18 protein-coding genes are annotated in these 20,678 nt (G+C 62.3%); 6 read left to right on the plus strand and 12 right to left on the minus strand.

The genetic code is table 11. From position 1 onward, the window contains the following. Positions 1–174 precede the first annotated feature (174 nt). The 5 genes from OXH74_RS14295 (at position 175) to OXH74_RS14315 (ending at position 5,202) form a co-directional block, all read left to right on the plus strand. Complete coding sequence (locus OXH74_RS14295; RefSeq protein WP_375737596.1) at positions 175–1,098, plus strand: ABC transporter ATP-binding protein; 924 nt, start codon at positions 175–177, stop codon at positions 1,096–1,098. After that, on the plus strand, positions 1,095–1,829 hold the full coding sequence (locus OXH74_RS14300) for an ABC transporter permease subunit (RefSeq protein WP_375737597.1): 735 nt from the start codon (positions 1,095–1,097) through the stop codon (positions 1,827–1,829). The genes OXH74_RS14295 and OXH74_RS14300 overlap by 4 nt, the downstream gene beginning before the upstream one ends. Before the next feature lie 2 nt (positions 1,830–1,831). Then, a complete protein-coding gene (locus tag OXH74_RS14305; protein WP_375737598.1) occupies positions 1,832–3,667 on the plus strand; it encodes a GldG family protein in 1,836 nt (611 codons plus the stop codon). A 9-nt stretch (positions 3,668–3,676) separates the two neighbouring features. After that, complete coding sequence (locus tag OXH74_RS14310) at positions 3,677–4,666, plus strand: DUF4340 domain-containing protein (RefSeq protein ID WP_375737599.1); 990 nt, start codon at positions 3,677–3,679, stop codon at positions 4,664–4,666. Positions 4,667–4,992: 326 nt separating this feature from the next. Beyond that, positions 4,993–5,202 carry a cold-shock protein gene (locus OXH74_RS14315; RefSeq protein WP_215379133.1) on the plus strand — a complete coding sequence of 70 codons (210 nt, stop codon included), beginning with the start codon at positions 4,993–4,995 and terminating at the stop codon, positions 5,200–5,202. Between the two features lie 135 nt (positions 5,203–5,337). On the opposite strand, the gene OXH74_RS14320 is transcribed toward OXH74_RS14315, so the two are convergent. The 5 genes from OXH74_RS14320 to OXH74_RS14340 all read right to left on the minus strand — a co-directional run bounded on the left by OXH74_RS14320 (position 5,338) and on the right by OXH74_RS14340 (position 11,712). Further along, positions 5,338–5,709: a hypothetical protein gene (locus OXH74_RS14320; protein WP_375737600.1), complete on the minus strand. Its 372-nt coding sequence runs from the start codon at positions 5,707–5,709 to the stop codon at positions 5,338–5,340. A 10-nt stretch (positions 5,710–5,719) separates the two neighbouring features. Next, positions 5,720–6,523 (minus strand): putative RNA methyltransferase, encoded by an 804-nt coding sequence (locus tag OXH74_RS14325; RefSeq protein WP_375737601.1) that lies wholly within the window; start codon positions 6,521–6,523, stop codon positions 5,720–5,722. Next, entirely contained in the window at positions 6,517–7,665 is a 1,149-nt protein-coding gene (gene dapE, locus OXH74_RS14330; RefSeq protein WP_375737602.1) for a succinyl-diaminopimelate desuccinylase, read from the minus strand. Before dapE ends, OXH74_RS14325 begins: the two co-directional genes overlap by 7 nt. Positions 7,666–7,761: 96 nt before the next feature. Further along, positions 7,762–10,353: a glycosyltransferase gene (locus OXH74_RS14335; RefSeq protein WP_375737603.1), complete on the minus strand. Its 2,592-nt coding sequence runs from the start codon at positions 10,351–10,353 to the stop codon at positions 7,762–7,764. A gap of 207 nt (positions 10,354–10,560) precedes the next feature. Next, a complete protein-coding gene (locus OXH74_RS14340; protein ID WP_375737604.1) occupies positions 10,561–11,712 on the minus strand; it encodes an iron-containing alcohol dehydrogenase in 1,152 nt (383 codons plus the stop codon). 152 nt (positions 11,713–11,864) lie between these two features. Here OXH74_RS14340 and tcdA point away from each other — a divergent pair, with 152 nt between their 5' ends. Continuing rightward, positions 11,865–12,683, plus strand: a complete 819-nt coding sequence (tcdA, locus tag OXH74_RS14345) for a tRNA cyclic N6-threonylcarbamoyladenosine(37) synthase TcdA (RefSeq protein WP_215379149.1) — start codon at positions 11,865–11,867, stop codon at positions 12,681–12,683. A 255-nt stretch (positions 12,684–12,938) separates the two neighbouring features. Here tcdA and OXH74_RS14350 read toward each other — a convergent pair whose 3' ends face one another. From OXH74_RS14350 to OXH74_RS14380, 7 genes are all read right to left on the minus strand, one after another. Continuing rightward, a complete protein-coding gene (locus OXH74_RS14350; protein WP_375737605.1) occupies positions 12,939–13,343 on the minus strand; it encodes a SufE family protein in 405 nt (134 codons plus the stop codon). Then, a complete protein-coding gene (locus OXH74_RS14355; RefSeq protein ID WP_375737606.1) occupies positions 13,340–14,542 on the minus strand; it encodes an aminotransferase class V-fold PLP-dependent enzyme in 1,203 nt (400 codons plus the stop codon). The genes OXH74_RS14350 and OXH74_RS14355 overlap by 4 nt, the downstream gene beginning before the upstream one ends. Before the next feature lie 75 nt (positions 14,543–14,617). Further along, positions 14,618–15,652, minus strand: a complete 1,035-nt coding sequence (dapD, locus tag OXH74_RS14360; protein WP_375737607.1) for a 2,3,4,5-tetrahydropyridine-2,6-dicarboxylate N-succinyltransferase — start codon at positions 15,650–15,652, stop codon at positions 14,618–14,620. Positions 15,653–15,680: 28 nt separating this feature from the next. Continuing rightward, on the minus strand, positions 15,681–16,304 hold the full coding sequence (locus OXH74_RS14365) for a LysE family translocator (protein ID WP_375737608.1): 624 nt from the start codon (positions 16,302–16,304) through the stop codon (positions 15,681–15,683). Positions 16,305–16,306: 2 nt separating this feature from the next. Beyond that, entirely contained in the window at positions 16,307–16,654 is a 348-nt protein-coding gene (locus OXH74_RS14370) for an ArsC family reductase (protein ID WP_375737609.1), read from the minus strand. A gap of 20 nt (positions 16,655–16,674) precedes the next feature. Further along, positions 16,675–17,871 carry a succinyldiaminopimelate transaminase gene (dapC, locus tag OXH74_RS14375; protein WP_375737610.1) on the minus strand — a complete coding sequence of 399 codons (1,197 nt, stop codon included), beginning with the start codon at positions 17,869–17,871 and terminating at the stop codon, positions 16,675–16,677. A gap of 75 nt (positions 17,872–17,946) precedes the next feature. Then, positions 17,947–20,649: a [protein-PII] uridylyltransferase gene (locus OXH74_RS14380; RefSeq protein WP_375737611.1), complete on the minus strand. Its 2,703-nt coding sequence runs from the start codon at positions 20,647–20,649 to the stop codon at positions 17,947–17,949. Positions 20,650–20,678: the final 29 nt, after the last annotated feature.

The following is a 20,678-nucleotide window of genomic DNA, read 5'->3' on the forward strand; positions in this document are numbered from 1 at the left end:
GCCGTCGAGCCGCAAAAAGCGGCAGCCCGTCCAGAAGCTGAGGAATATTCCTGCAACTTTCTGACAAGCGACTGTCTTGCATTGCCTCGGCAGGACTCCTTATATTCCGCCAGCGTTTGCAAGGCCCCGGAGGCCAGCATGGCCAAGGGGCTTTTCCCTTCGGGATTAGAGGCCATGATCGAAATAACAAATCTGACCAAGCGCTTTGCGCAGCACACAGCCGTGGACAATTTGTCCTTCCGCGTCGAGCAGGGGGAAGTGCTGGGGTTCCTGGGCCCCAACGGCGCGGGCAAGTCCACCACCATGAAGATGCTGACCGGATTCCTCGCGCCGACGTCCGGCACGGCGAGCATATTCGGTTTCGATATCCGCACGCAGACCTTGAAGGCCCAGCGTGAGATTGGCTACCTGCCGGAAGGTGCGCCCTGCTATGGCGACATGACCGTGCGCAGCTTCCTTGAGTTCATCGCAGAGGTTCGTGGTTTCCGGCGTGCCGAGAAAAAGGCACGGGTCGAGCGGGCCGTGGCACAGGTCGAGCTGGAAAAGGTGTTGGACCAGTCCATCGAGACGCTCTCCAAAGGCTTCAAGCGGCGCGTTGGCCTGGCCCAGGCGATTCTCCATGATCCGCGAGTGCTGATCCTCGACGAGCCCACCGACGGCCTCGACCCGAATCAGAAACATCAGGTCCGCCAACTGATCCAGAGTCTGGCCCACGACAAGATCGTGATCATTTCCACCCATATCCTCGAGGAGGTCACGGCAGTCTGCTCCCGTGCCCTGGTGATCGCCTCCGGCCGGGTGGTGGCCGATGGCACGCCGTTCGAGCTGGAGAGCCGTTCGCGCTATCACCAGGCGGTGACCCTGGTGGCGGCCGAGCCCCTCGACATGCTCGCGCTGGCGGTGCTGCCAGGTGTTGCCGGGATCGAGGAAAACCGTATCGAGGGTGGCATCACCATCCTGGCCAAGCCGGGCGAAGTGATCTTCCCGCAGGTCAACCAGTTGATCCATGAACGCGGCTGGAAGGTGACCGAGCTGGATGTCGAGCGCGGCCGGCTCGATGAGGTGTTCCGCAGACTGACCCGGGGGGAGGCGGCATGATGCAGTTGCCGGTGATATTCAAACGCGAGTTGGCGAGTTACTTCGCTACCCCGCTGGCCTATGTCTTCATCGTGATCTTCCTGGTGCTGTCCGGGGTGTTCACCTTCTACCTGGGGGGCTTTTATGAAAGCGGCCAGGCGAGCCTGGCGCCGTTCTTCAACTTCCACCCCTGGCTGTATCTGTTCCTGGTGCCGGCCATCGCCATGCGCCTGTGGGCCGAGGAACGCAAATCGGGGTCCATCGAACTGCTGATGACCCTGCCCATCACCCGCTTCGAGGCAGTTACCGGCAAATTCCTCGCCGCTTGGGCCTTTGCGGGTTTGGCGCTGCTGCTGACCTTCCCAATGGTGATCACCGTCAACTATCTTGGCGAGCCGGACAATGGGGCGATCATCACCGGCTACATAGGCAGCTGGCTGCTGGCGGGTGCCTACCTGGCTATCGGCTCCTGCATGTCGGCGCTGGCGAAGAACCAGGTGATCGCGTTCATCCTCGCCGTCAGCATGTGCTTCCTGTTCATCGTCAGCGGTTTCCCGCTGGTACTGGACGCCTTCAGCGCCTGGGCGCCGCAATGGCTACTGGACGCTGTGGCGTCGCTGAGTTTCCTGACCCGCTTCGATGCCATCAGCAAGGGCGTGATCGACCTGCGTGACCTGCTCTATTTCGTCACCCTGATTGCCGCTTGGCTGGCTGCCACCGCTGTGGTGGTCGATCTGAAGAAGGCCGACTGAACATGAAAAGACTGATGTATTCCGGTGCCGGGCTGTTGCTCATCGCTCTGGCTTTCCTGGCGTTCAATATGCTCGCCGGGCTGACCCTGACCAACGCGCGGATCGACCTCACCGAGCAGAAGCTTTACACCATCTCCGATGGCACGAAACGGATCCTCGGCGAGCTCGACGAGCCGATCAACCTGTACTTCTTCTACTCCGACAAGACCGCCAAGGATCTGGTGGTGCTTCGAAATTACGCCAAGCGTGTCGAGGAGATGCTCAAGGCCTACGAACAGGCGGCTGACGGCAAGATCAAGCTGCACATCGTCGATCCGGAACCCTTCTCCGAGGAGGAGGACAAGGCGGCCGAGTTCGGCCTGCAGGCCATCCCACTCCAGCAAGGGGGCGACCAGGTCTACTTCGGCCTGGCTGGCACCAATAGCGTGGACGATACCCAGGTCATTCCCTTCTTCCCGCTGGACCAGGAGGAGTTCCTGGAGTATGAGGTGAGCCGGCTGGTGCAGAGCCTGGCCAAGCCGGAGCGACCGGTGGTCGGCGTTCTTTCCGGGCTGCAGCTTAATGGTGGCTTCGACATGATGAGCCGCCAGCCGACCCCGCCCTGGATGGTGATGGAGGAAATCCGCCAACTGTTCCAGATCGAGAGCCTGAAGGCGGATGTCGACCAGATCCCGGAGAAAGTTTCGGTGCTGCTGCTGGTGCACCCCAAGGGCTTGCCGGAGCAGACGCAGTACGCTATCGACCAGTTCGTTATGCGCGGCGGCAAGCTGATGGTGTTCGTCGATCCCTGGAGCGAAACCGATCGTGGCATGGATATGTCCGGTGCGATGGCGGGCGACAAGTCGTCTGAGCTCAACAGCCTGTTCAAAGCCTGGGGTTTGCAGATGTTGCCGGGCAAGGTGCTCGGTGACGGCGCCAATGCCATGTCGGTCAGCATGGGTGAGGGCAAGCGACCGGCCCGACATGCTGCCTGGCTGAACCTGCCGCGTACCTCCCTCGACCAGGGCGACGTGAGCACGGCTGGTCTGGAGAACATTACCGTTGCCACCGCCGGCATCCTGCAACCATTGGAGGGGGCAAAGACTCAGTTCGTCCCGCTGATCCAGAGCTCCGAATACAGCATGCCGCTCGATGCCCAGCGTTTCGCCATGCTTGAGGATCCCGAGGCGCTGATCCGCGAACTGGAACCTACCGGTGAGCGCTACACCGTTGCCGCACGCATCAGCGGCCCGGCACAGACTGCATTCCCCAACGGGATCGAGGGCCGCAAGGATGGTCTGAAATCGGCGAGTAATATCAACGTGATTGCCGTTGCCGACACCGATCTGCTGAGCGATCGGATGTGGGTTCAGGTGCAGGACTTCTTCGGCCAGCGCGTACCGCAGCCCTGGGCTGACAACGCCGGCTTCACCATCAACTCGCTGGACAACCTGGCCGGCTCCGACGCGTTGATCAGCGTGCGCTCGCGGGGGCGCTTCAGCCGTCCGTTCGAGGTGGTGGAGGCCTTGCAGCGTGACGCCGAGGTTAAATTCCGCGAACAGGAGCAGGTGCTGCAGCAACGCTTGACCGATACCGAGCAGAAGCTGGCCTCACTGCAACAAAGCCAGGACCCGGCCAAGGCGCTGGAGCTGACCCCGGAGCAGCAGGCCACCCTGCAGCAGTTCGTTCAGGAGAAGCTGCGTATCCGCAAGGAACTGCGTGAGGTGCGTTTCCAGCTGAACGCCAGCATCGAAGAGTTGGGTCGTACCCTGAAGTTCATCAACATCGCCCTGGTGCCGCTGCTGCTGACCCTGGGCGTGCTGGTGCTATGGTTCTGGCGCCGTCGTCGTGAGGCTTGAGGAGGACGCATGGGACGCAAAGGTTTGATCATCCTGGCCCTGTTGGTTCTTGGGCTGAGTGCGGCTTACTACTTTGAGCATGAGGCTACCCGTCCGCAGCCGGCCAGAGTCAGCCGCGAGCTGTTGCTGCCTGCCCTGCAAGGCAAGCTAGCCGATGTGACTGCGGTGGAGGTGGCGATTCCGGAGCTGCCCAGTATCCGTCTACAGCGTGCGGGCGATGGCTGGGTGGTGCCTGCCAAGGCGGACTATCCGGTAGCCGGCCATTTGCTCAGCGCATTGCTGCTTGGGTTATCAGAGGCGAATAAAGTGGAAGCCAAGACGGCCAGCCCGCAACTGCATGGCCGAGTTGGCCTGGCAGAAAAGGGTAGTGCTGATGAACGAGGCGCTCGCATCAAACTCGAAAGAGGCACCGAGCCGCCGCTGGAGCTGCTGGTGGGCAACCCCTCTAAGCAGGGGAGTGGTCAACTGGTCCGTCTGTACGGTGATGATCAGGTCTGGCTCATCGATCAGAGCCTGAAACTGCCGACCTCCGAACTGGGCTGGCTGGATCGCCGGGTGACCAATGTTCCCTTTGCCACGGTCCAGCAAGTGGATGTGCGTTACCCGAACGGTTCGCGGCTGACGGTTTTCCGTGATGCGGCAGACCAACCTAACCTGAAGCTCAAGCAGCTTCCGAAGGGGCGGAGCCTGGCGTACGAAGCGGCAGCAAACGGCATGGCGACCCTCTTCGCAGACTTGCTGTTTGCCGACGCAGCCCCCTTGGCCCAGGTGCAGTTCAAGGGCAAGCCGCTGCTCGAGTTCAGCGTGCAGACTTTCGATGCTGGTGCACTGAGTGGTGTCGTTTATCTGCAGGGTGAGCAGCATTGGTTGGTACTCAAAGACAAGCAGAAGTTGAGCGACGAATTGGTACCGGGGAAGACCGACTGGGCCTATCGCATCGAGCCGTTCCAGTATCAGGCGCTCGCCAAGAAGCTTGAGGACGTGCTGGCCAAGAAGTAGCTACAAGCACTTGAAGTTGCGAAGGAAGCCGTCCCTGGAGGCCGGCTTTCTGCATTCTGGAGCGCCCCGTTCTGAGCCACTACAGCCCTGGAAAAGGGCGTGCAGCCCGCGTGGGATGGCTATTTCGCGATGTCATAAAAAAGTACTTTTCAGCGCGAACTCTTGTCGTATACTCCGGTCGCGGTCAAAAAAAGAACGCCATTCGGAATACCCGCTCCAAGCTTACAAACGCCGGGGTTGGATATAACAAGAAGAACGTCTTTACCGCACTGTCGAGACCCCTGGTGAGGGGCTAACAATAAAATTGCGAGTTGGAGAGAGTAGTAATGGCTGATCGTGAGGTAGGAACCGTCAAGTGGTTCAATGACGCCAAGGGCTATGGTTTCATTCAGCGCGAAAGCGGTCCGGATGTGTTCGTTCACTACCGTGCTATCCGCGGCGAGGGTCATCGCTCTCTGCTGGAAGGCCAGAAGGTGGAGTTTTCCGTAATCCAGGGTCAAAAGGGCCTGCAGGCGGAAGACGTCTCCAAGGTCTAAGACTCGAACACAAAAGGCCCGTCACTGACGGGCCTTTTGCTTTCCATGCTAGCGCAGGCGTCAAGGCCGCTCATGTTGGAGCGAGCTTATTCGCGAATGCTTCGCCAGCTCATCTCGTGGCCTACTGCCGTTGTCTTAGTCGGTCCGCCAGAGTATTTCCTGTTCGCCTTCCGCATTCACTTTGATCCAGCGGTCGGCATCTTCCTCGCCTTGCACTTCCTGCCAGCCACCCGGTGCACAGCGAATCTCCACGCCCAATGCGGCGAAAGCGGCGCGCGCGCAGCCGAGGTCATCTTCCCAGGGCGAGGCGTCGCTTTCGATATAGAGGCTGTGCCATTTCCCCACGGCCTTGGGTAACCAGGTGACGGGAATGTCCCCGGCCAGGCATTTGAACGTCTGGCCTTTCTGCTGCCAGGGCGTACACGCGCCCAGTGCGTCGTTCAGCCAGTTGGTCACGGCTTCCTGATCGGCATCCTTCAGGTAGATCTCGATATCGGGTTGGCGCATGGAGGAGTCCCTATGTTTTCTCGATCCAATCGTAGCGAATGGACACCGTAACCTCGAAGGGGTCGGCAATAACCGCTGCACGTCGCTCGGCGTTGGCGCGCCAACCGTGCGGGGTCATGGCCAGCAGGTCGGCACGAGCCCCGGCTTCGGCCAGCTCGAGCCGGTATTCGAGGGTTTCGCTGTGGGCCAGGCGCATCCCTGCGGGGATCTGCGCCAGGTGTTTCTGGTCATCGTAGTCGCGGACCTGGTCGTATAGTTTTTCACGCAGCTCCAGCAGGTGCGTCCCAGTCGGGCCCATGCGTAGCAGGCCTCCGCCGGGTGAGAGCAGGCGCAGGGCTTCCTGCCAGTCCAGCGGACTGAACACGCTGGCCAGCAGTTGGCAGCTGGCGTCCGCCAAGGGGACACGCGCCATGCTCGCCACCAGCCAGTGCAATTGCGGTGCACGGCGGCAGGCGCGCTTCACGGCCTCGCGGGAGATATCCAGGGCGTAGCCATCGGTTGCTGGCAATGCCATGGCCAACTGGCTGGTGTAATAGCCTTCACCACAGCCGATATCCAGCCAGCGTTCGGGGTCACGCTCGGCCGCGAGAGCGGCCAGGCGGCTGGCCAGTGGTGCATAGTGGCCGGCATCGAGGAAGCGGCGGCGAGCCTCGACCATGGCTGCATTGTCACCAGGGTCGCGGCTGTTCTTGTGCTGGACCGGCAGCAGGTTGTAGTAGCCCTGGCGAGCCCGGTCGAAGCGGTGGTTCGCTGGACAGGCGACGCCATTGTCGCTGACGCTGAGCGGGCCTTGGCAGAGGGGGCAGATCAGCATGATTGGGCCAGGAGCCGGACCAGCGTCTGCTGGTAGATATCGGTCAACACGTCGAGGTCGCTGGCCAGCACCCGCTCGTTGACCTGGTGGATGGTTGCGTTGACCGGCCCCAGCTCGACCACCTGGGTACCCAGGGTCGCGATGAAGCGGCCATCGGAGGTGCCACCGGTGGTGGATGGTGTAGCGTCGCGGCCGGTGATGGCCTTGATGCTGGCGGAAACCGCATCCAGCAGTTCGCCCGGCTCGGTCAGGAAGGGCAGGCCGGAGAGCGCCCACTCCAGGTGGTAATCCAGGCCGTGCTTGTCGAGGATCGCCTCGACGCGGCGCTGCAAGCCCTCCACCGTGGATTCGGTGGAGAAACGGAAGTTGAATACGGCGATCAGATCGCCCGGGATGACGTTGGTGGCGCCGGTGCCCGAGTTGAGGTTGGACACCTGGAAGCTGGTGGGCGGGAAGAACGCGTTGCCATCGTCCCAATGCTCGGCAGCCAGTTCGGCCAGAGCCGGTGCAGCGAGGTGGATGGGGTTCCTGGCTAGGTGCGGATAGGCCACGTGGCCCTGCACGCCACGAACGGTGAGTTTGCAGCCGAGGGAGCCGCGTCGGCCATTCTTCACCACATCGCCCACCAGCGAAGTGCTGGAGGGTTCGCCGACAATGCACCAGTCCAGGCGCTCACCTCGGGCAGCCAACCGCTCGACCACGGCCTTGGTGCCGTGGTGGGCCGGGCCTTCTTCGTCGCTGGTAATGAGGAAGGCAATCGCACCCTTGTGCTGCGGGTGCTCGGCCACGAAGCGCTCCACGGCGACGATCATCGCGGCCAGGCTGCCTTTCATATCGGCGGCGCCACGGCCACAGAGCATTCCGTGTTCGTCGATCAGCGCCTCGAATGGCTGGTGCTGCCAAGCGTGGACCGGGCCGGTAGGGACCACATCGGTGTGGCCGGCAAAGCACAGCACGGGGCCTTCGTCACCACGGATCGCCCAGAAATTCTCCACGTCCTCGATACGCATGCGTTCGATGCGGAAGCCGAGGTCGGCCAGCCGGCGCATCATCAATTCCTGGCAACCTTCATCGACCGGGGTGACCGATGGGCGGCGGATGAGCTCGCAGGCGAGTTCGAGGGTAGGGGAGAGGGACGACATGGATGGACTCCGGAAACAACTCAGGGCGCTTGAAAGTGCGACATCTTAAAACATAAACGGCGGCCAAGGGCCGCCGTTTAGAGGTGTCGCTCCGGGTCAGGCCGTCGCCACTTCCTGCGGGGCCTCCTGGGCCTTGGGCAGGGAAGAGAGCAGAGCCATGATCAGGGCTGCCAGGTACGGCAGCGACTGCACCAGCAGCATGGCCACCCAGAACTTCACGTCCGCGCTGGGCAGACCCTGGACGATGGCGATGCCGATGGCCGCGCCCCACAGCAGGAGCATGACGAAGACTTCTTCACGGGCTTCCGCCAGGGCCATCATCAGACCGTGGTTGCTGCGCATCTTCGGTGTGCGGAAGAACGGAATGCTGGTGGTGAAGAAGCCGTACAGCACCGCCTTGGCGATGGTATGCGACAACGCCAGGCCTGCCACCGCGGCACAGAAGGCGTCCTTCAGGTTGACCCCCACCGCACGCTGGTAGAGGAAGACAATCTTGCCAACCTTGAAGAAAAACAGCGCCAGCGGCGGGATAGCGAAGATCAGCAGCGGCGGGTCGACCCGCTGCGGCACGATGATCATTGCCGCCGACCAGAGCAGCGCACCGATGGTGAAGAAGATGTTCAGGCCATCGGCGATCCATGGCAGCCAGCCTGCTATGAAGTGATAGCGCTGGCCGCGCTTGAGCTTCGAGTCCTGACCCAGGAACAGGCTGCGGGCGTGTCCCTTCATGATCTGGATGGCGCCATAGGCCCAACGGAAGCGCTGCTTCTTGTAGTCGATGAACGTGTCGGGCATCAGGCCGCGGCCGAAGCTCTGGTGAGCGTAGGCAGCGGCATAGCCCTTCTTGAACACGCGCAGGCCAAGCTCGGCATCTTCGCAGATGGTCCAGTCGGCCCACTTCAGCTCGTCCATCACAGAGCGGCGGATCATGGTCATGGTGCCGTGCTGGATGATCGCGTTGCGGTCGTTACGAGTCACCATGCCAATGTGGAAGAAGCCCTTGTATTCGGCGTAGCAGAGCTTCTTGAAGGTGTTCTCGTTGCCGTCGCGGTAGTCCTGCGGAGATTGCACCACGGCGATCGACGGATCGGCGAAGTGCGGCACCATGTACTTCAGCCAGTTGCGGTCGACGCAGTAATCGGAGTCGATTACGGCAATCACTTCGGCATCCGGCGCGGTGTGGGGCAGGATGTAGTTCAGCGCACCACCCTTGAAACCCTCCAACGGGGCGACGTGGAAGAACTTGAAGCGCGGGCCGAGCTGTTCACAGTAGTCGCGCACCGGCTCCCAGACGGCCGGGTCCTTGGTGTTGTTGTCGATGATCAGGACTTCGAAGTCCGGATAGTCGAGGTTGGCCAGGGCATCAAGGGTCTGTTTGACCATCTCCGGCGGCTCGTTGTAACAGGGCACATGCACCGACACCTTGGGCCGGTAGGCGGAATCCGCGAGGACCGGCAGGAAGGGACGGCGGCGCTTGCTCACCCAGACAGCCTCTGCCAGTTCGTGGGCCTCGGTAAGGAGCACGATGAATACGCCCAAGGCACCGATACCGAGGAGCATGCCCACGGTCAAACTGAACCAGGTGCTGTATTGCTGGCTGTAGTCGTAAGCGATCCAGACCAGGACCGAGCCGCCGGCGAAGGCGACGAAAGTCAGGAACGTGCGTCCACGCTGACGTAGGGCGCTACCGTCGATCAGCATCAGGGCCAAGGCCAGCAGTGCCATGACCACGGAAGCGACAGCCAGGATGCGCCACTGCGGAATGGCGATTACCGGGCCTTCGAAGGCAAACTTGGGCTGACGATCCAGGTTGTAGACGCCCCAGTAGGCGCCGACCGAACCTTCGTCGCTGGCCTTCCAGGGCTGGTCGAATGCCTCGATCACGAAGTAGTTGTAACCCTTGGCGTTGAGGGTGTTGACCAGGGTACGCAGGTAGATGGCCTGGTCAGCCTGGGAGGCATCAGCGCCGCCGCGCATGCGGCCGTTGCTGGGCCAGCCAACTTCGGACAGCAGCAGGGGCTTCTTCGGAAATGCCTTCTTCAGGTCCTTGGCGCGCTCCAGGACGAACTCGGTCGAGTCCTCCATGGGAATGAATTCCCAGTACGGCAGCACGTGGGCAGCCACCAGGTCGACGTGCTTGGCCAGTTCCGGGTACTTGAGCCAGATGTGCCACTGCTCGGAGGTGGTTACCGGCACCTTGACGGCGGCACGCACCCGGTCGAGGTAGACCATCAGTTCCTTGCGGCTGATCTCGCGACGGAAAAGGGCTTCGTTACCCACCACGACACGCACGACGCTACGCGAGGCATTGGCGATTTCGATGGCCTTGGCGATCTCGCGCTCGTTGCGCTCCTCGTCAGGGCTGATCCAGATGCCCAGGGTCACGCGCAGGCCGAACTCTTCCGCCAGGCGCGGGATTTCAGCCAGGGTGCCATCCACCGAGTAGGTCCGGATGTTGTCGGTCTGCTTGCTCAGCAGTTCGAGGTCCTGGCGGATCTGCTCGTCGCTGGGGTAGCGGTTCTGTTGAGGGTTCTGATCCGCGCGGAATGGCGAGAAGGAATAACCGGAAATCTGTTCCGGCCAGTCCGGCGCGGTGACCGGGCGGTTGTAGAGCGCCCAGATGCCGGTGAACAACGCGGCGACCGCCACGAAGACCACCAGATTGAGTCCAATTTTACGCGATGGCATAGATGTCAAAGGTTCCGAAACGTGGAACGGGGTTGGGCCAGCGGACGCTGGTCGGCGCGCATGCTACTCCGCCACCCCGAAGCTGTATAGATTCCGTCCAGTTGGTGAGGCTGGACGGTGATCCGTATCCAGGGTTTTGGTCCTATGAAGCGCCAGAAGTTCGGTCGATGACATTACAAAACGGAATCGCTCGACCTGGGTCAGATGCTAGAGCGCTCTCAGCAGGATGCGCTCGCTGATCGCCAGGTCAAGGTCGCGGTGCTCGCTCATGGCCGTCATGCCATGCCGTTCCAGTTGCGCCAATACCTGAGGAATGACGTCCGCGTCCAGGCCATGTTCCGACAGACGGGTGGCGACGCCCAAGGATTTGAAGAAGTCGCGTGTGGCCTGAATGGCGCCATCGATGCGCTTGTTCTCGTCGCCTTCCTTGATACCCCACACGCGGGTGGCGTATTGCAGCAACTTTTCGCGCTTGACCTCACGGCGTTCCGCCAACAGCGCCGGCAGCACCACGGCCAGCGTCTGGGCGTGGTCGATGTGGTAGAGGGCGGTCAGTTCGTGGCCAATCATGTGCGTCGACCAATCCTGTGGGACACCACAGCCGAGCAGCCCGTTCAGCGCCTGGGTCGCGCACCACATGAGATTGGCGCGTACCACGTAGTCCTCCGGGTTGACCAGCGCCTTGGGGCCTTCTTCTATCAAAGTCAGCAATAGGCCCTCGGCATAACGGTCCTGCAGCGGAGCGTCGGCCGGATAAGTAAGGTATTGCTCGATGGTGTGGACGAAGGCGTCGACTACCCCGTTAGCGATTTGCCGGGGTGGCAGGCTGAAGGTGGTACGCGGGTCAAGGATGGCAAAGCGTGGGTAGAGCAGAGCGCTGGAAAAGGACAGTTTTTCCTGTCGGGCAACATGGGTGACCACGCCGTGCGGATTGCTCTCGGAGCCCGTGGCAGCCAGGGTCAGCACGCAACCCAGGGGCAGGGCAGCGGCGATGCGTTTGCCGCTGAGCAGGTCGATCGGGTCGCCATTGTAGCAACAGGCGGCGGCGATGAACTTGCTGCCGTCGATCACCGATCCACCGCCCACGGCGATAATGAAATCGCAGCCCTCGGCTTTGGCCAGTTGCGTAGCCTTGACCAGCGTATCGAATTGCGGGTTGGCTTCGATGCCACCAAAGCGGGTCAGGTGATGACCGACAAGGGCTTCTTCCACCTGTTTCCAGACACCGTTCTGAAAGATGCTGCCACCGCCGTGGGTGACCAGAACCCGGCTGCCAGCGGGAACGTCCCGCGCCAGCTTGGCGATCTGCCCCTCGCCGAAGTGGATCCGGGTTGGGTTGTAGAAGCTGAAGTTGCGCATGACCGGCTCCCTTGTTGTTATCGGCAGACTATAGCGCCGGCCGGCCGCGTCTGAACCTATGACGAGCCATTCAGCGGCAATGGGCTTGGGCCTGGGGATGGTGCTTCCTATAATGCGCGCCCGCCCCGGGTTAGGCGATGGGAGAAAGTGGCATGAGTACTGATGAGCGCTTCGGCGGCATAGCCCGGCTTTATGGCCTGGACGGATTGGCGTGCCTGCAGGCTGCCCATGTAGCGGTGGTAGGCATCGGCGGCGTCGGCTCCTGGGCGGCCGAGGCCCTTGCACGCTCAGGGGTAGGCGAAATATCTCTGTTCGACTTGGACGACGTCTGTATCACCAATACCAATCGCCAGGTACATGCCCTTGAAGGGGCCGTCGGCAAGGCCAAGGTCGAGGTGATGGCGGAGCGTATCCGGGCGATCAATCCAGCTTGCGTTGTACATGCCGTGGCTGACTTCGTCACCCGCGAAACCATGATCGAATACATCACGCCGGACCTGGATGCGGTGATCGACTGCATCGACAGCGTGGCCGCCAAGGCGGCCCTGATCGCCTGGTGCAAGCGGCGCAAGATCCAGATCGTCACGACCGGCGGTGCGGGTGGCCAGGTGGATCCGACACAGATTAAGGTGGCTGACCTCAACAAGACCTTCAACGATCCCCTGGCGGCCAAGGTGCGCTCCATGCTGCGCCGTGACTACAACTTTTCGCGAACTCCGGGCCGCACTTATAGCGTCCCTTGCGTGTTTTCCACCGAGCAATTGCGTTACCCGAAACCGGATGGTTCGGTCTGCCAGCAGAAGAGCTTTGTTGGCGAAGGCGTGAAGCTTGACTGCGCGGGTGGTTTCGGCGCGGTGATGATGGTTACAGCCACCTTCGGCATGGTTGCCGCTGCACGGACTATCGACAAGCTGGTGGCAGGGGGGCGGCGACCTTCCGAGCGCCAGGCCCAGCAGGATCGCACGGAATAGCTGCCGCTCCCTTGGGGGAGTGGTTTGGAGTGAGGAATGCCATTTTCTTTCGCTACCTCAGGGGCAGGCTTGCGATCAGCTTGGCGAACGAATTGGCTATACCTGCGATAGCTGTTACTAGCAATCAATGGCCAGGCTGAGAGCCTTGTAGGAGCGAGCTTGCTCGCAAAAAAGTCCGATTCGCGAGCAAGCCGCTCCTACAGGAAATGCAGCCAGTTGCAACACTTAGCTGGGACATAGCCAGCGAATCTGCGCCTACAGGGCCAGTTCGCGCATTTTCATCAGGACGGCATTCAGTCCGTTGCTGCGAGAAGGGGAGAGCTGGCGGGCCAGGCCGAGCTGGTTGAACCAGTCCGGCAGGTCCAGCGCGCCCAGTTCTGCGATTGACAGACCGTTGACGCGAGCCAGTAGAACAGCGAGCAATCCTCGGATCAGCCGGGCATCACTGGTGGCGCGGAAGTGCCAATGTCCGTTGCTCAATGTACCGACCAGCCAGACCTGGCTTTCGCAGCCATGCACGCGGTTGAGGTTGTTGCGCTCGCATTCGGCCAAGGGCTCCAGCTTCTCGCCCCAAAGCATCAGCAGGCGGGCACGCTGTTCCCAGCTGCCTGCGGCTGTGAAGGCTTCGAGCGCCTGCTGTGCCTGATCAGGCAGGTTCATCGCAGCAACTCCAGGGCCTTGTCCAACGCCCTGAAGAAGCGCTCGAGGTCTTCACCGTCGTTGTACAAGCCGAGCGAGACACGAATTGCACCTTGCAAGCCGAGGCTGTCCAGCAAGGGCATCGCGCAATGATGGCCCGCACGCACAGCGACCCCCTGCTCCGTGAGCAGGTGCGCCAAGTCGGCGTTGTGTACGCCATCCACACAGAAGCTGGCCAGCGCCAGTTGCGGCGCGCCGAGCAGGCGGATGCCGTCGCGCGCGGCCAGGCCTGCAAGCAGCTTGGCGTGCAGGGCGGCTTCATGACCGGCAACGGCGGCATGGTCCAGATTGGACAGATAGTCCAGTGCAGCACCAAGGCCGATCACCGAAGCAATGGCTGGCGTACCCGCCTCGAAGCCCAGCGGCGCGCCATGGAAGTCGGCGCTCTGGTAGGTGGTGCTGTGCACCATCTCACCGCCGAATTGCCAGTGTTTGAGCTTGGCGAGGGCTTCACTGCGACCGTAGAGCACGCCGACACCGTCGGGTCCGTAGAGCTTGTGGCTTGAGAAAGCATAGAAATCACAGCCCATTGCCTGCACATCATGGCGGCCATGCACCACGCCCTGGGCACCGTCCACGACAGTAAACGCGCCCTGGGCCCTGGCCAGGGGCAGCAAGTCCGACAGCGCTTGCCAGCGGCCGAGCACATTCGACAACTGGCTGATTGCGAGCAGGCGAGTCCTGGGGCCTATCAGGTGAGCAGCCTGCTCCGGGTCGATTCCACCGTCGCTGTCCAGCGGTAATATGACCAGACGAAGTTGCTTGCGCAGGGCCAGCTGTTGCCAGGGCAGCAGGTTGGCGTGGTGCTCCAGGGCGCTGATGACGATCTCGTCGCCAGGACGGAACAGGTGCTCAAGGCCATAGGCCAGCAGGTTGATGGCTTCGGTGGTGCCGCGGGTGAAGAGGATTTCCGCTGGGCTGGCGGCATTCAGCCAATGCGCGGCCTGGGTCCGGGTGCCTTCGAAGGCGCGGGTCGCGCGTTCGCCAGGCAGGTGCTGAGCACGGTGCACGTTGGCGGCGCCGCTGGCGTAGTAGCCGAGCAGGGCATCCAGCACAGCCTGGGGCTTTTGTGAGGTGGCGGCGCTGTCGAGGTAGGTCTGTCCCTCGGCCGCGAGGGCCGAGAGGGCAGGGAAGTCAGTGCGCCAAGGAGAAATAAGCATGGTCATAAGCCTCAAGCTGCAAGCGTCAAGCGGTTCTACTTGCAGCTTATGGCTTACAACTTGAGGCTGCTCCTATTAATTGTGGGCGTGCAGCGCTTCGTTCAGCTCAATGGCTGTCTTGTTGGTCTTGCACTCCACGGCGCCATTCTGCGAGTTGCGGCGGAACAGCAGATCCGGCTGACCAGCCAGATCGCGCGCCTTGACCACCTTCACCAGCTGGTTCTGGTCGTCCAGCAGAGCGACCTTCGTACCCGCAGTGATGTAGAGGCCGGCTTCGACGATGTTGCGGTCGCCCAGAGGGATGCCGATGCCGGCATTGGCGCCGATCAGGCAACCTTCGCCCACGGAGATGACGATGTTGCCGCCACCGGACAGGGTGCCCATGGTGGAGCAGCCGCCGCCGAGGTCAGAACCCTTGCCGACGAAGACGCCAGCGGACACTCGGCCTTCGATCATGCCGGGGCCTTCGGTGCCGCCGTTGAAGTTGATGAAGCCTTCGTGCATGACGGTGGTGCCTTCACCCACGTAGGCACCCAGGCGCACGCGGGCGGTGTCGGCGATGCGGACGCCGGCCGGCACCACGTAGTCGGTCATTTTCGGGAACTTGTCCACCGAGAAGACATCCAGCAACTCGCCTTTCAGGCGGGCTTCCAGTTGGCGCTCCGCGAGCTCGGAGAGGTCAATGGCGCCCTGGCTGGTCCAGGCCACGTTCGGTAGCAGCGGGAAGATGCCGGTCAGGTTCAGGCCGTGCGGCTTGGCCAGGCGGTGAGACAGCAGGTGCAGCTTGAGGTAGGCCTCGGGCGTGGAAGTCAGGGCTGCGTCTTCGGCCAGCAGGGTGACGACCAGTGGCTTATGGCTCTCGGCCAGTCGGGTCAGCAGGGCGGCCTGGTTAGCGTCGATATCCTTCAGGGCGCCGGCCAGTTCTGCTGCCTGGGCGTTACTGATAGCGATGGCCTGGTTGCCGGCGCTGTAACCGAGGATTGGGGCAATGGTCGCTACCAGTTGTTCGGACGGCTTGAGCAGGGGCTGGGCGTAGAAGACTTCCAGCCAGTTGCCCTGGCGGTTCTGGGTGCCGACGCCGAAGGCGATGCTGAAGAGTGCGTTGGACATTGGGATTCCTCTTACTGAAGTGGGTTGATCAGGCAGGGCGACGGCTGAGCAGCAGGCCCAGTCCGGCGCTACCCAGCAGGGCAGCGCAGCCACGGTTGAACAGGAGGCGGGCTCGGGGCCCGGCCAGTAGTCGCCCGAGGTGCAGGCCAGCCAGGGCGTAAAGCAGGATGGCCACCCACTCCAGGAGCAGGAAGGCCAGGCCAAGGGCCAGGAACTGCGTGGCCACAGGGTGTTGTGGATTGACAAATTGGGGCAGGAATGCCGTGAAAATCAGGATCGCCTTGGGATTGCCGGCCGCCACCCAGAACTCCTGGCGCGACAGCTTCCACAGGGATAGGTGCACGGTGTCGTGCTGCTCCGCGAAGCTGTTGCCCGGAGACCGCCAGAGCTGGAGGGCCAGCCAGAACAGGTAGCCGGCACCAAGCAGCTTGATGGCCAGGAACAGACTGGCTGAGGCTTGCAGCACGAGGGCGAGGCCTGAAGCCGCGAGGGCGATCATGCTGGCGAAGGCCAGCAGGCGGCCCGCGCCGGCCAGGCAGGCGCTGCGCACACCCTGGCGCGCTGCGTTGTGCAGCGACAGTAGGTTGTTCGGCCCCGGCGCCATGTTCAGCGCAAAGCAGGCCGGGATGAACAGTCCCCAGGCGATATCCATGATTACTTGAAAACCGCGGCGTAGGCGTCGGGCTTGAAACCGACCAGCGTGCGGTTACCGAGGTCCAGCACCGGACGCTTGATCATCGAGGGTTGGGCCAGCATCAGGGCGATGGCCTTGTCCTGGTCCAGATCGGCTTTCTGTGCGTCGTCCAGCTTGCGGAAGGTGGTGCCGGCACGGTTCAGGACGGTCGCCCAGCCATGCTCGGCGCACCATTTCTCCAGGTTCGCGCGGTCGATGGCGGAGGCCTTGTAGTCATGGAAGCTGTAGCTCACGCCCTGCTCTTCGAGCCAGGTGCGGGCCTTTTTCATGGTGTCACAGGCTTTGATGCCGTAGAGGGTGATGCTCATGTTCGCGGTCCTTTGGAAGCTCACAGCGCTTTGGTGAAGGCACGGATGCGCTCGGCAGCCTCGACGCATTCGGCGAGAGGCGCCACCAGGGCCATGCGCACGCGGCCGGCACCGGGGTTGAAGCCATCGACCGCGCGGGACAGGTAGGAACCGGGCACCACGGTGACATGCTCACGGGCGAACAGCTCGCGGGTGAAGGTTTCATCGTCCACCGGCGTTTTTGGCCAGAGGTAGAAGCCACCATCCGGGCGCTGCACGTCCAGTACTGGCTCAAGGATATCCAGCATGGCATCGAATTTCTCGCGGTACAGCGCGCGATTGGCGCGTACGTGGACTTCGTCATTCCAGGCCGCGACGCTGGCCAACTGGGTCTGTACCGGCATGGCGCAGCCGTGGTACGTGCGATACAGCAGGAACGACTTGAGGATTGCAGCGTCGCCGGCGACGAAACCCGAGCGCAGGCCCGGTAGGTTGGAGCGCTTGGACAGGCTGTGGAACACGACGCAGCGGGCAAAGTCGGAACGGCCGAGTTCGGCGCAGGCGGTGAGCAGGCCGGCCGGCGGGTTCTGCTCGTCGAAGTAAAGCTCGCTGTAGCACTCGTCTGCGGCGATCACGAAGTCATGCTCGTCAGCCAGAGTGATCAGCTTCTTCAAGGTTTCGAGCGGGATCAGCGCGCCAGTGGGGTTGCCCGGGGAGCAGAGGAAGAGGATCTGGCAACGCTGCCAGACTTCAGCGGGTACCGCGTCGAAATCCGGATTGAAGCCATTCTCCGCCAGGCACGGCAGGTAGTGCGGCTCGGCGCCGGCGAGCAGGGCTGCGCCTTCATAGATCTGATAGAAAGGGTTGGGACTGACGACCAAGCCCTGGTCGGCACGGTTCACCACCGCCTGGGTAAAGGCGAACAGGGCTTCACGGGTGCCGTTCACCGGCAGTATGTGGCGCGCCGCATCCAACCAGCCGGCCGGTACCTTGAAGCGCCGTTCGCACCACTGGGCGATGGCTTCGCGTAGGGCGGGAATCCCCAGGGTAGTGGGATAGACCGCCAGTTGATCGAGGTTGGCGGTGAGGGCTTCGGCGACGAAGGCCGGCGAGCGGTGCTTGGGCTCGCCGATGGAGAGCGCGATGGCCTTCTTGTCCGCGGACGGTTGCGCGCCGGCGAGCAGGGCGCGGAGCTTCTCGAAGGGGTAGGGCTGCAGCAGGTTCAGGGCTTCGTTCATATCTGTAGGGCGTCAACAGGCGGTCGTGGGTGGAACGGTGCAATGCGGCCAGCGGCCTTATTGCACCCTACGGGTTCAAATGCGTGTGCGGCCAGTCTCCGTGCCCTGGCTGTTGGCCTGGGACAGTTGCGAGACGATGGCCTCCTGCAGGCGCCGGCAGAGTTCTGGGTCCGACAGCGGCTGGTTGTTGGCGTCGGTGACGAAAAACACGTCCTCCACGCGCTCGCCCAGTGTGGCAATCTTTGCGTTCTGCAGCGATAGGTGGAACTCCAGGAAAATCCGTCCGATCCGAGCTAGGAGGCCTGGTCGATCCGGGGCGATCAGTTCGAGCACGGTGACCGGGCGCTGCGCGTCGTTGGAAATAGTGACCTGCGGCGCGAAGGCGAAGTGCTTGAGCTGGCGCGGTACCCGGCGCTGGATGATGGCCGGGTATTCGTCTGGGTTCTTCAAGGCATCGATCAGGCCCTCGCGGATCTCGCGGATACGTGCCGGGTTATCTCCAATACGTCCGCCGTCGGCATCGAGCACGATGTAAGTGTCGAGGGTGAACTGGCTGGTGGAGGTGATGATCCGGGCATCGTGGATGTTCAGGTTCAGCTGCGACATTGCGGCCACGGTAACCGCGAAGAAATCGTGCTGGTCCGGTGCGTAGATGAAGATCTGGGTGGCACCCTCGAACTCGCGCTGGGCGGTTTCCTTGATCAGCACCAGCGGGTCGTTGCCGGGCGGGTGCTGGAGGATGGCCTCAGTGTGCCAGGCCACATCATTGGCGGTGTGGCGCAGGAAATAGTCGTCGCCCAGTTGTGACCAGAGCTGCTCGGCTTCGTCCTGGTCAGTGCCATTGCGGACCAGGATGTCGATGGCCGAGATCTGCGTCTGGCGAATCTGCTCTTCGCGGTCCAGCGGGTTTTCCAGGCCGCGACGCAGGGCGCGCTTGGTTTCGGTGTATAGCTGGCGCAGCAGGCTGGCCCGCCAGGAGTTCCACAGGCTCGGGTTGGTGGCATTTATATCGGCCACGGTGAGCACGTAGAGGTAATCGAGCCGTGTCTGGTCGCCAACCAGGCGGGCGAAATCGTAGATCACCTGCGGATCGGACAGGTCCTTGCGTTGCGCGGTGGTCGACATCACCAGGTGATGCTGGACCAGCCAAGCCACCAGTCTTGTGTCCCAGGCGGGCAGGTGATGACGAACGCCGAATGCCTCGGCATCGACTGCGCCGAGTTCAGAGTGGTCTCCGCCCCGGCCTTTGCCGATGTCGTGGTAGAGCCCGGCGATGTAGATCAGCTCTGGCTTGGGCAGCTTGTCGATCAGCTTGCTGGCCAGGGGGAACTTCTCCGCCAGTTCGGGCCATTTGAGCTTGCGCAGGTGCTTGATCAGGTTGAGCGTGTGGGCGTCGACCGTATAGATGTGGAACAGGTCGTGCTGCATCTGCCCGATGATGTGGCCGAATTCGGGCAGGTAGCGACCCAGAATACCGTAACGGTTCATCCGACGCAGGTTGCGGTGGATGCCCTGCTCGGACTTGAACAATTCGATGAACAGGCTGGTGTTGCGGATGTCCTTACGGAAATCGTCATCGATCAGGTGGCGGCTATCGCGCAACAGTCGAATGGTGTCGGCCCGCACGCCTTTTATCTCGGGATGCTGAGCCATCAGGACGAAGATTTCCAGCAATGCAAAGGGCGTGCGCTTGAAGACGTTCGGGTGGGTGACCTCGATGTAGCCATCGCGCAACTGGAACCGGCTGTTCAGCGGATGCGCCTGACCGGACTCACCTGCGCGCAGGATCACTTCCTCGAAGTGCTGGTTGATCAGGTCGCTGACCTCGGCGACCCCCATCACCACGCGATAATACTTCTGCATGAATCGTTCGATGCCGAGCTTGCCGTTGCCGTCTTCGAAGCCAAGGAGGCTGGCAATTTTGCGCTGGTGGTCGAACAGCAAGCGATCTTCGGCGCGCCCGGCAAGCATGTGCAGCGCATAGCGAACCTTCCACAGAAACTCCTGACCGGAGGCGAGCATGCTGCACTCGCTTTCGACGAGGAAACCCTGCAGGACCAGACCATGCAGGTTCAGGCTGCCGAACTGGCGACGAGCCACCCAGAGAATGGTCTGGATGTCGCGCAAGCCACCTGGGGAACCCTTCACGTTTGGCTCCAGGTTGTACTCGGTGTCGTTGTACTTGGCGTGGCGCCCGCGCTGTTCCTGGCGTTTGGCGAGGAAGAAGTCCTTGCTCGGCCACATCTGCTCGGAGCTGGTGACTGCCAGCATACGCTGGCGCAGGCTTTCCGGGCCGGCGATGGTGCGGCTTTCCATCAGGTTGGTGATCACTGTGAGGTCCGCGCGGGCCTCTTCAGCACACTCCGCGACCGAGCGGACGCTTTGGCCGACTTCCAGGCCAATGTCCCACAGCAGGGTGAGGAAACCCTCGATGGGCTCGCGAAAAACTTCGTGATCTGCACTGTCCAGCAGGATCAGCAGGTCGATATCGGAGAACGGGTGCAGCTCGCCACGGCCATAACCACCTACTGCCAGCAGGGCGATGTCGGCGTCTTCGCTCCAGTGGAAGCGCTCCCAGGCCGCGCGCAGGATCTGGTCGACGAACCAGGCGCGGTCCTCGACCAGGCGGCGGATATCGCGTCCGTTGGCGAAGCGGTTGTCGAGTACTTCGCGGGAACGGCGGATGGCCTTTTTGAAGGCAGCGATAGGGCTGGACTTCAGGGCCAGTTCCGCCTGGAACTGGCCGCGGTCGAATAACTCGGGATCCACCTGCGGCATCGAGCAGCCTTCCTTATATAGGGGCCAGT

The organism is Metapseudomonas boanensis (assembly GCF_042232855.1).
Lineage (GTDB): Bacteria > Pseudomonadota > Gammaproteobacteria > Pseudomonadales > Pseudomonadaceae > Metapseudomonas > Metapseudomonas boanensis.

Excerpts from the sequence above, each read along its gene's own strand:
- OXH74_RS14295 (WP_375737596.1), top strand. The coding sequence starts at position 175 with ATGATCGAAATAACAAATCTGACCAAGCGCTTTGCGCAGCACACAGCC.
- OXH74_RS14300 (WP_375737597.1), top strand. The coding sequence starts at position 1,095 with ATGATGCAGTTGCCGGTGATATTCAAACGCGAGTTGGCGAGTTACTTC.
- OXH74_RS14305 (WP_375737598.1), top strand. The coding sequence starts at position 1,832 with ATGAAAAGACTGATGTATTCCGGTGCCGGGCTGTTGCTCATCGCTCTG.
- OXH74_RS14310 (WP_375737599.1), top strand. The coding sequence starts at position 3,677 with ATGGGACGCAAAGGTTTGATCATCCTGGCCCTGTTGGTTCTTGGGCTG.
- OXH74_RS14315 (WP_215379133.1), top strand. The coding sequence starts at position 4,993 with ATGGCTGATCGTGAGGTAGGAACCGTCAAGTGGTTCAATGACGCCAAG.
- OXH74_RS14320 (WP_375737600.1), bottom strand. The coding sequence starts at position 5,709 with ATGCGCCAACCCGATATCGAGATCTACCTGAAGGATGCCGATCAGGAA.
- OXH74_RS14325 (WP_375737601.1), bottom strand. The coding sequence starts at position 6,523 with ATGCTGATCTGCCCCCTCTGCCAAGGCCCGCTCAGCGTCAGCGACAAT.
- dapE (WP_375737602.1), bottom strand. The coding sequence starts at position 7,665 with ATGTCGTCCCTCTCCCCTACCCTCGAACTCGCCTGCGAGCTCATCCGC.
- OXH74_RS14335 (WP_375737603.1), bottom strand. The coding sequence starts at position 10,353 with ATGCCATCGCGTAAAATTGGACTCAATCTGGTGGTCTTCGTGGCGGTC.
- OXH74_RS14340 (WP_375737604.1), bottom strand. The coding sequence starts at position 11,712 with ATGCGCAACTTCAGCTTCTACAACCCAACCCGGATCCACTTCGGCGAG.
- tcdA (WP_215379149.1), top strand. The coding sequence starts at position 11,865 with ATGAGTACTGATGAGCGCTTCGGCGGCATAGCCCGGCTTTATGGCCTG.
- OXH74_RS14350 (WP_375737605.1), bottom strand. The coding sequence starts at position 13,343 with ATGAACCTGCCTGATCAGGCACAGCAGGCGCTCGAAGCCTTCACAGCC.
- OXH74_RS14355 (WP_375737606.1), bottom strand. The coding sequence starts at position 14,542 with ATGCTTATTTCTCCTTGGCGCACTGACTTCCCTGCCCTCTCGGCCCTC.
- dapD (WP_375737607.1), bottom strand. The coding sequence starts at position 15,652 with ATGTCCAACGCACTCTTCAGCATCGCCTTCGGCGTCGGCACCCAGAAC.
- OXH74_RS14365 (WP_375737608.1), bottom strand. The coding sequence starts at position 16,304 with ATGGATATCGCCTGGGGACTGTTCATCCCGGCCTGCTTTGCGCTGAAC.
- OXH74_RS14370 (WP_375737609.1), bottom strand. The coding sequence starts at position 16,654 with ATGAGCATCACCCTCTACGGCATCAAAGCCTGTGACACCATGAAAAAG.
- dapC (WP_375737610.1), bottom strand. The coding sequence starts at position 17,871 with ATGAACGAAGCCCTGAACCTGCTGCAGCCCTACCCCTTCGAGAAGCTC.
- OXH74_RS14380 (WP_375737611.1), bottom strand. The coding sequence starts at position 20,649 with ATGCCGCAGGTGGATCCCGAGTTATTCGACCGCGGCCAGTTCCAGGCG.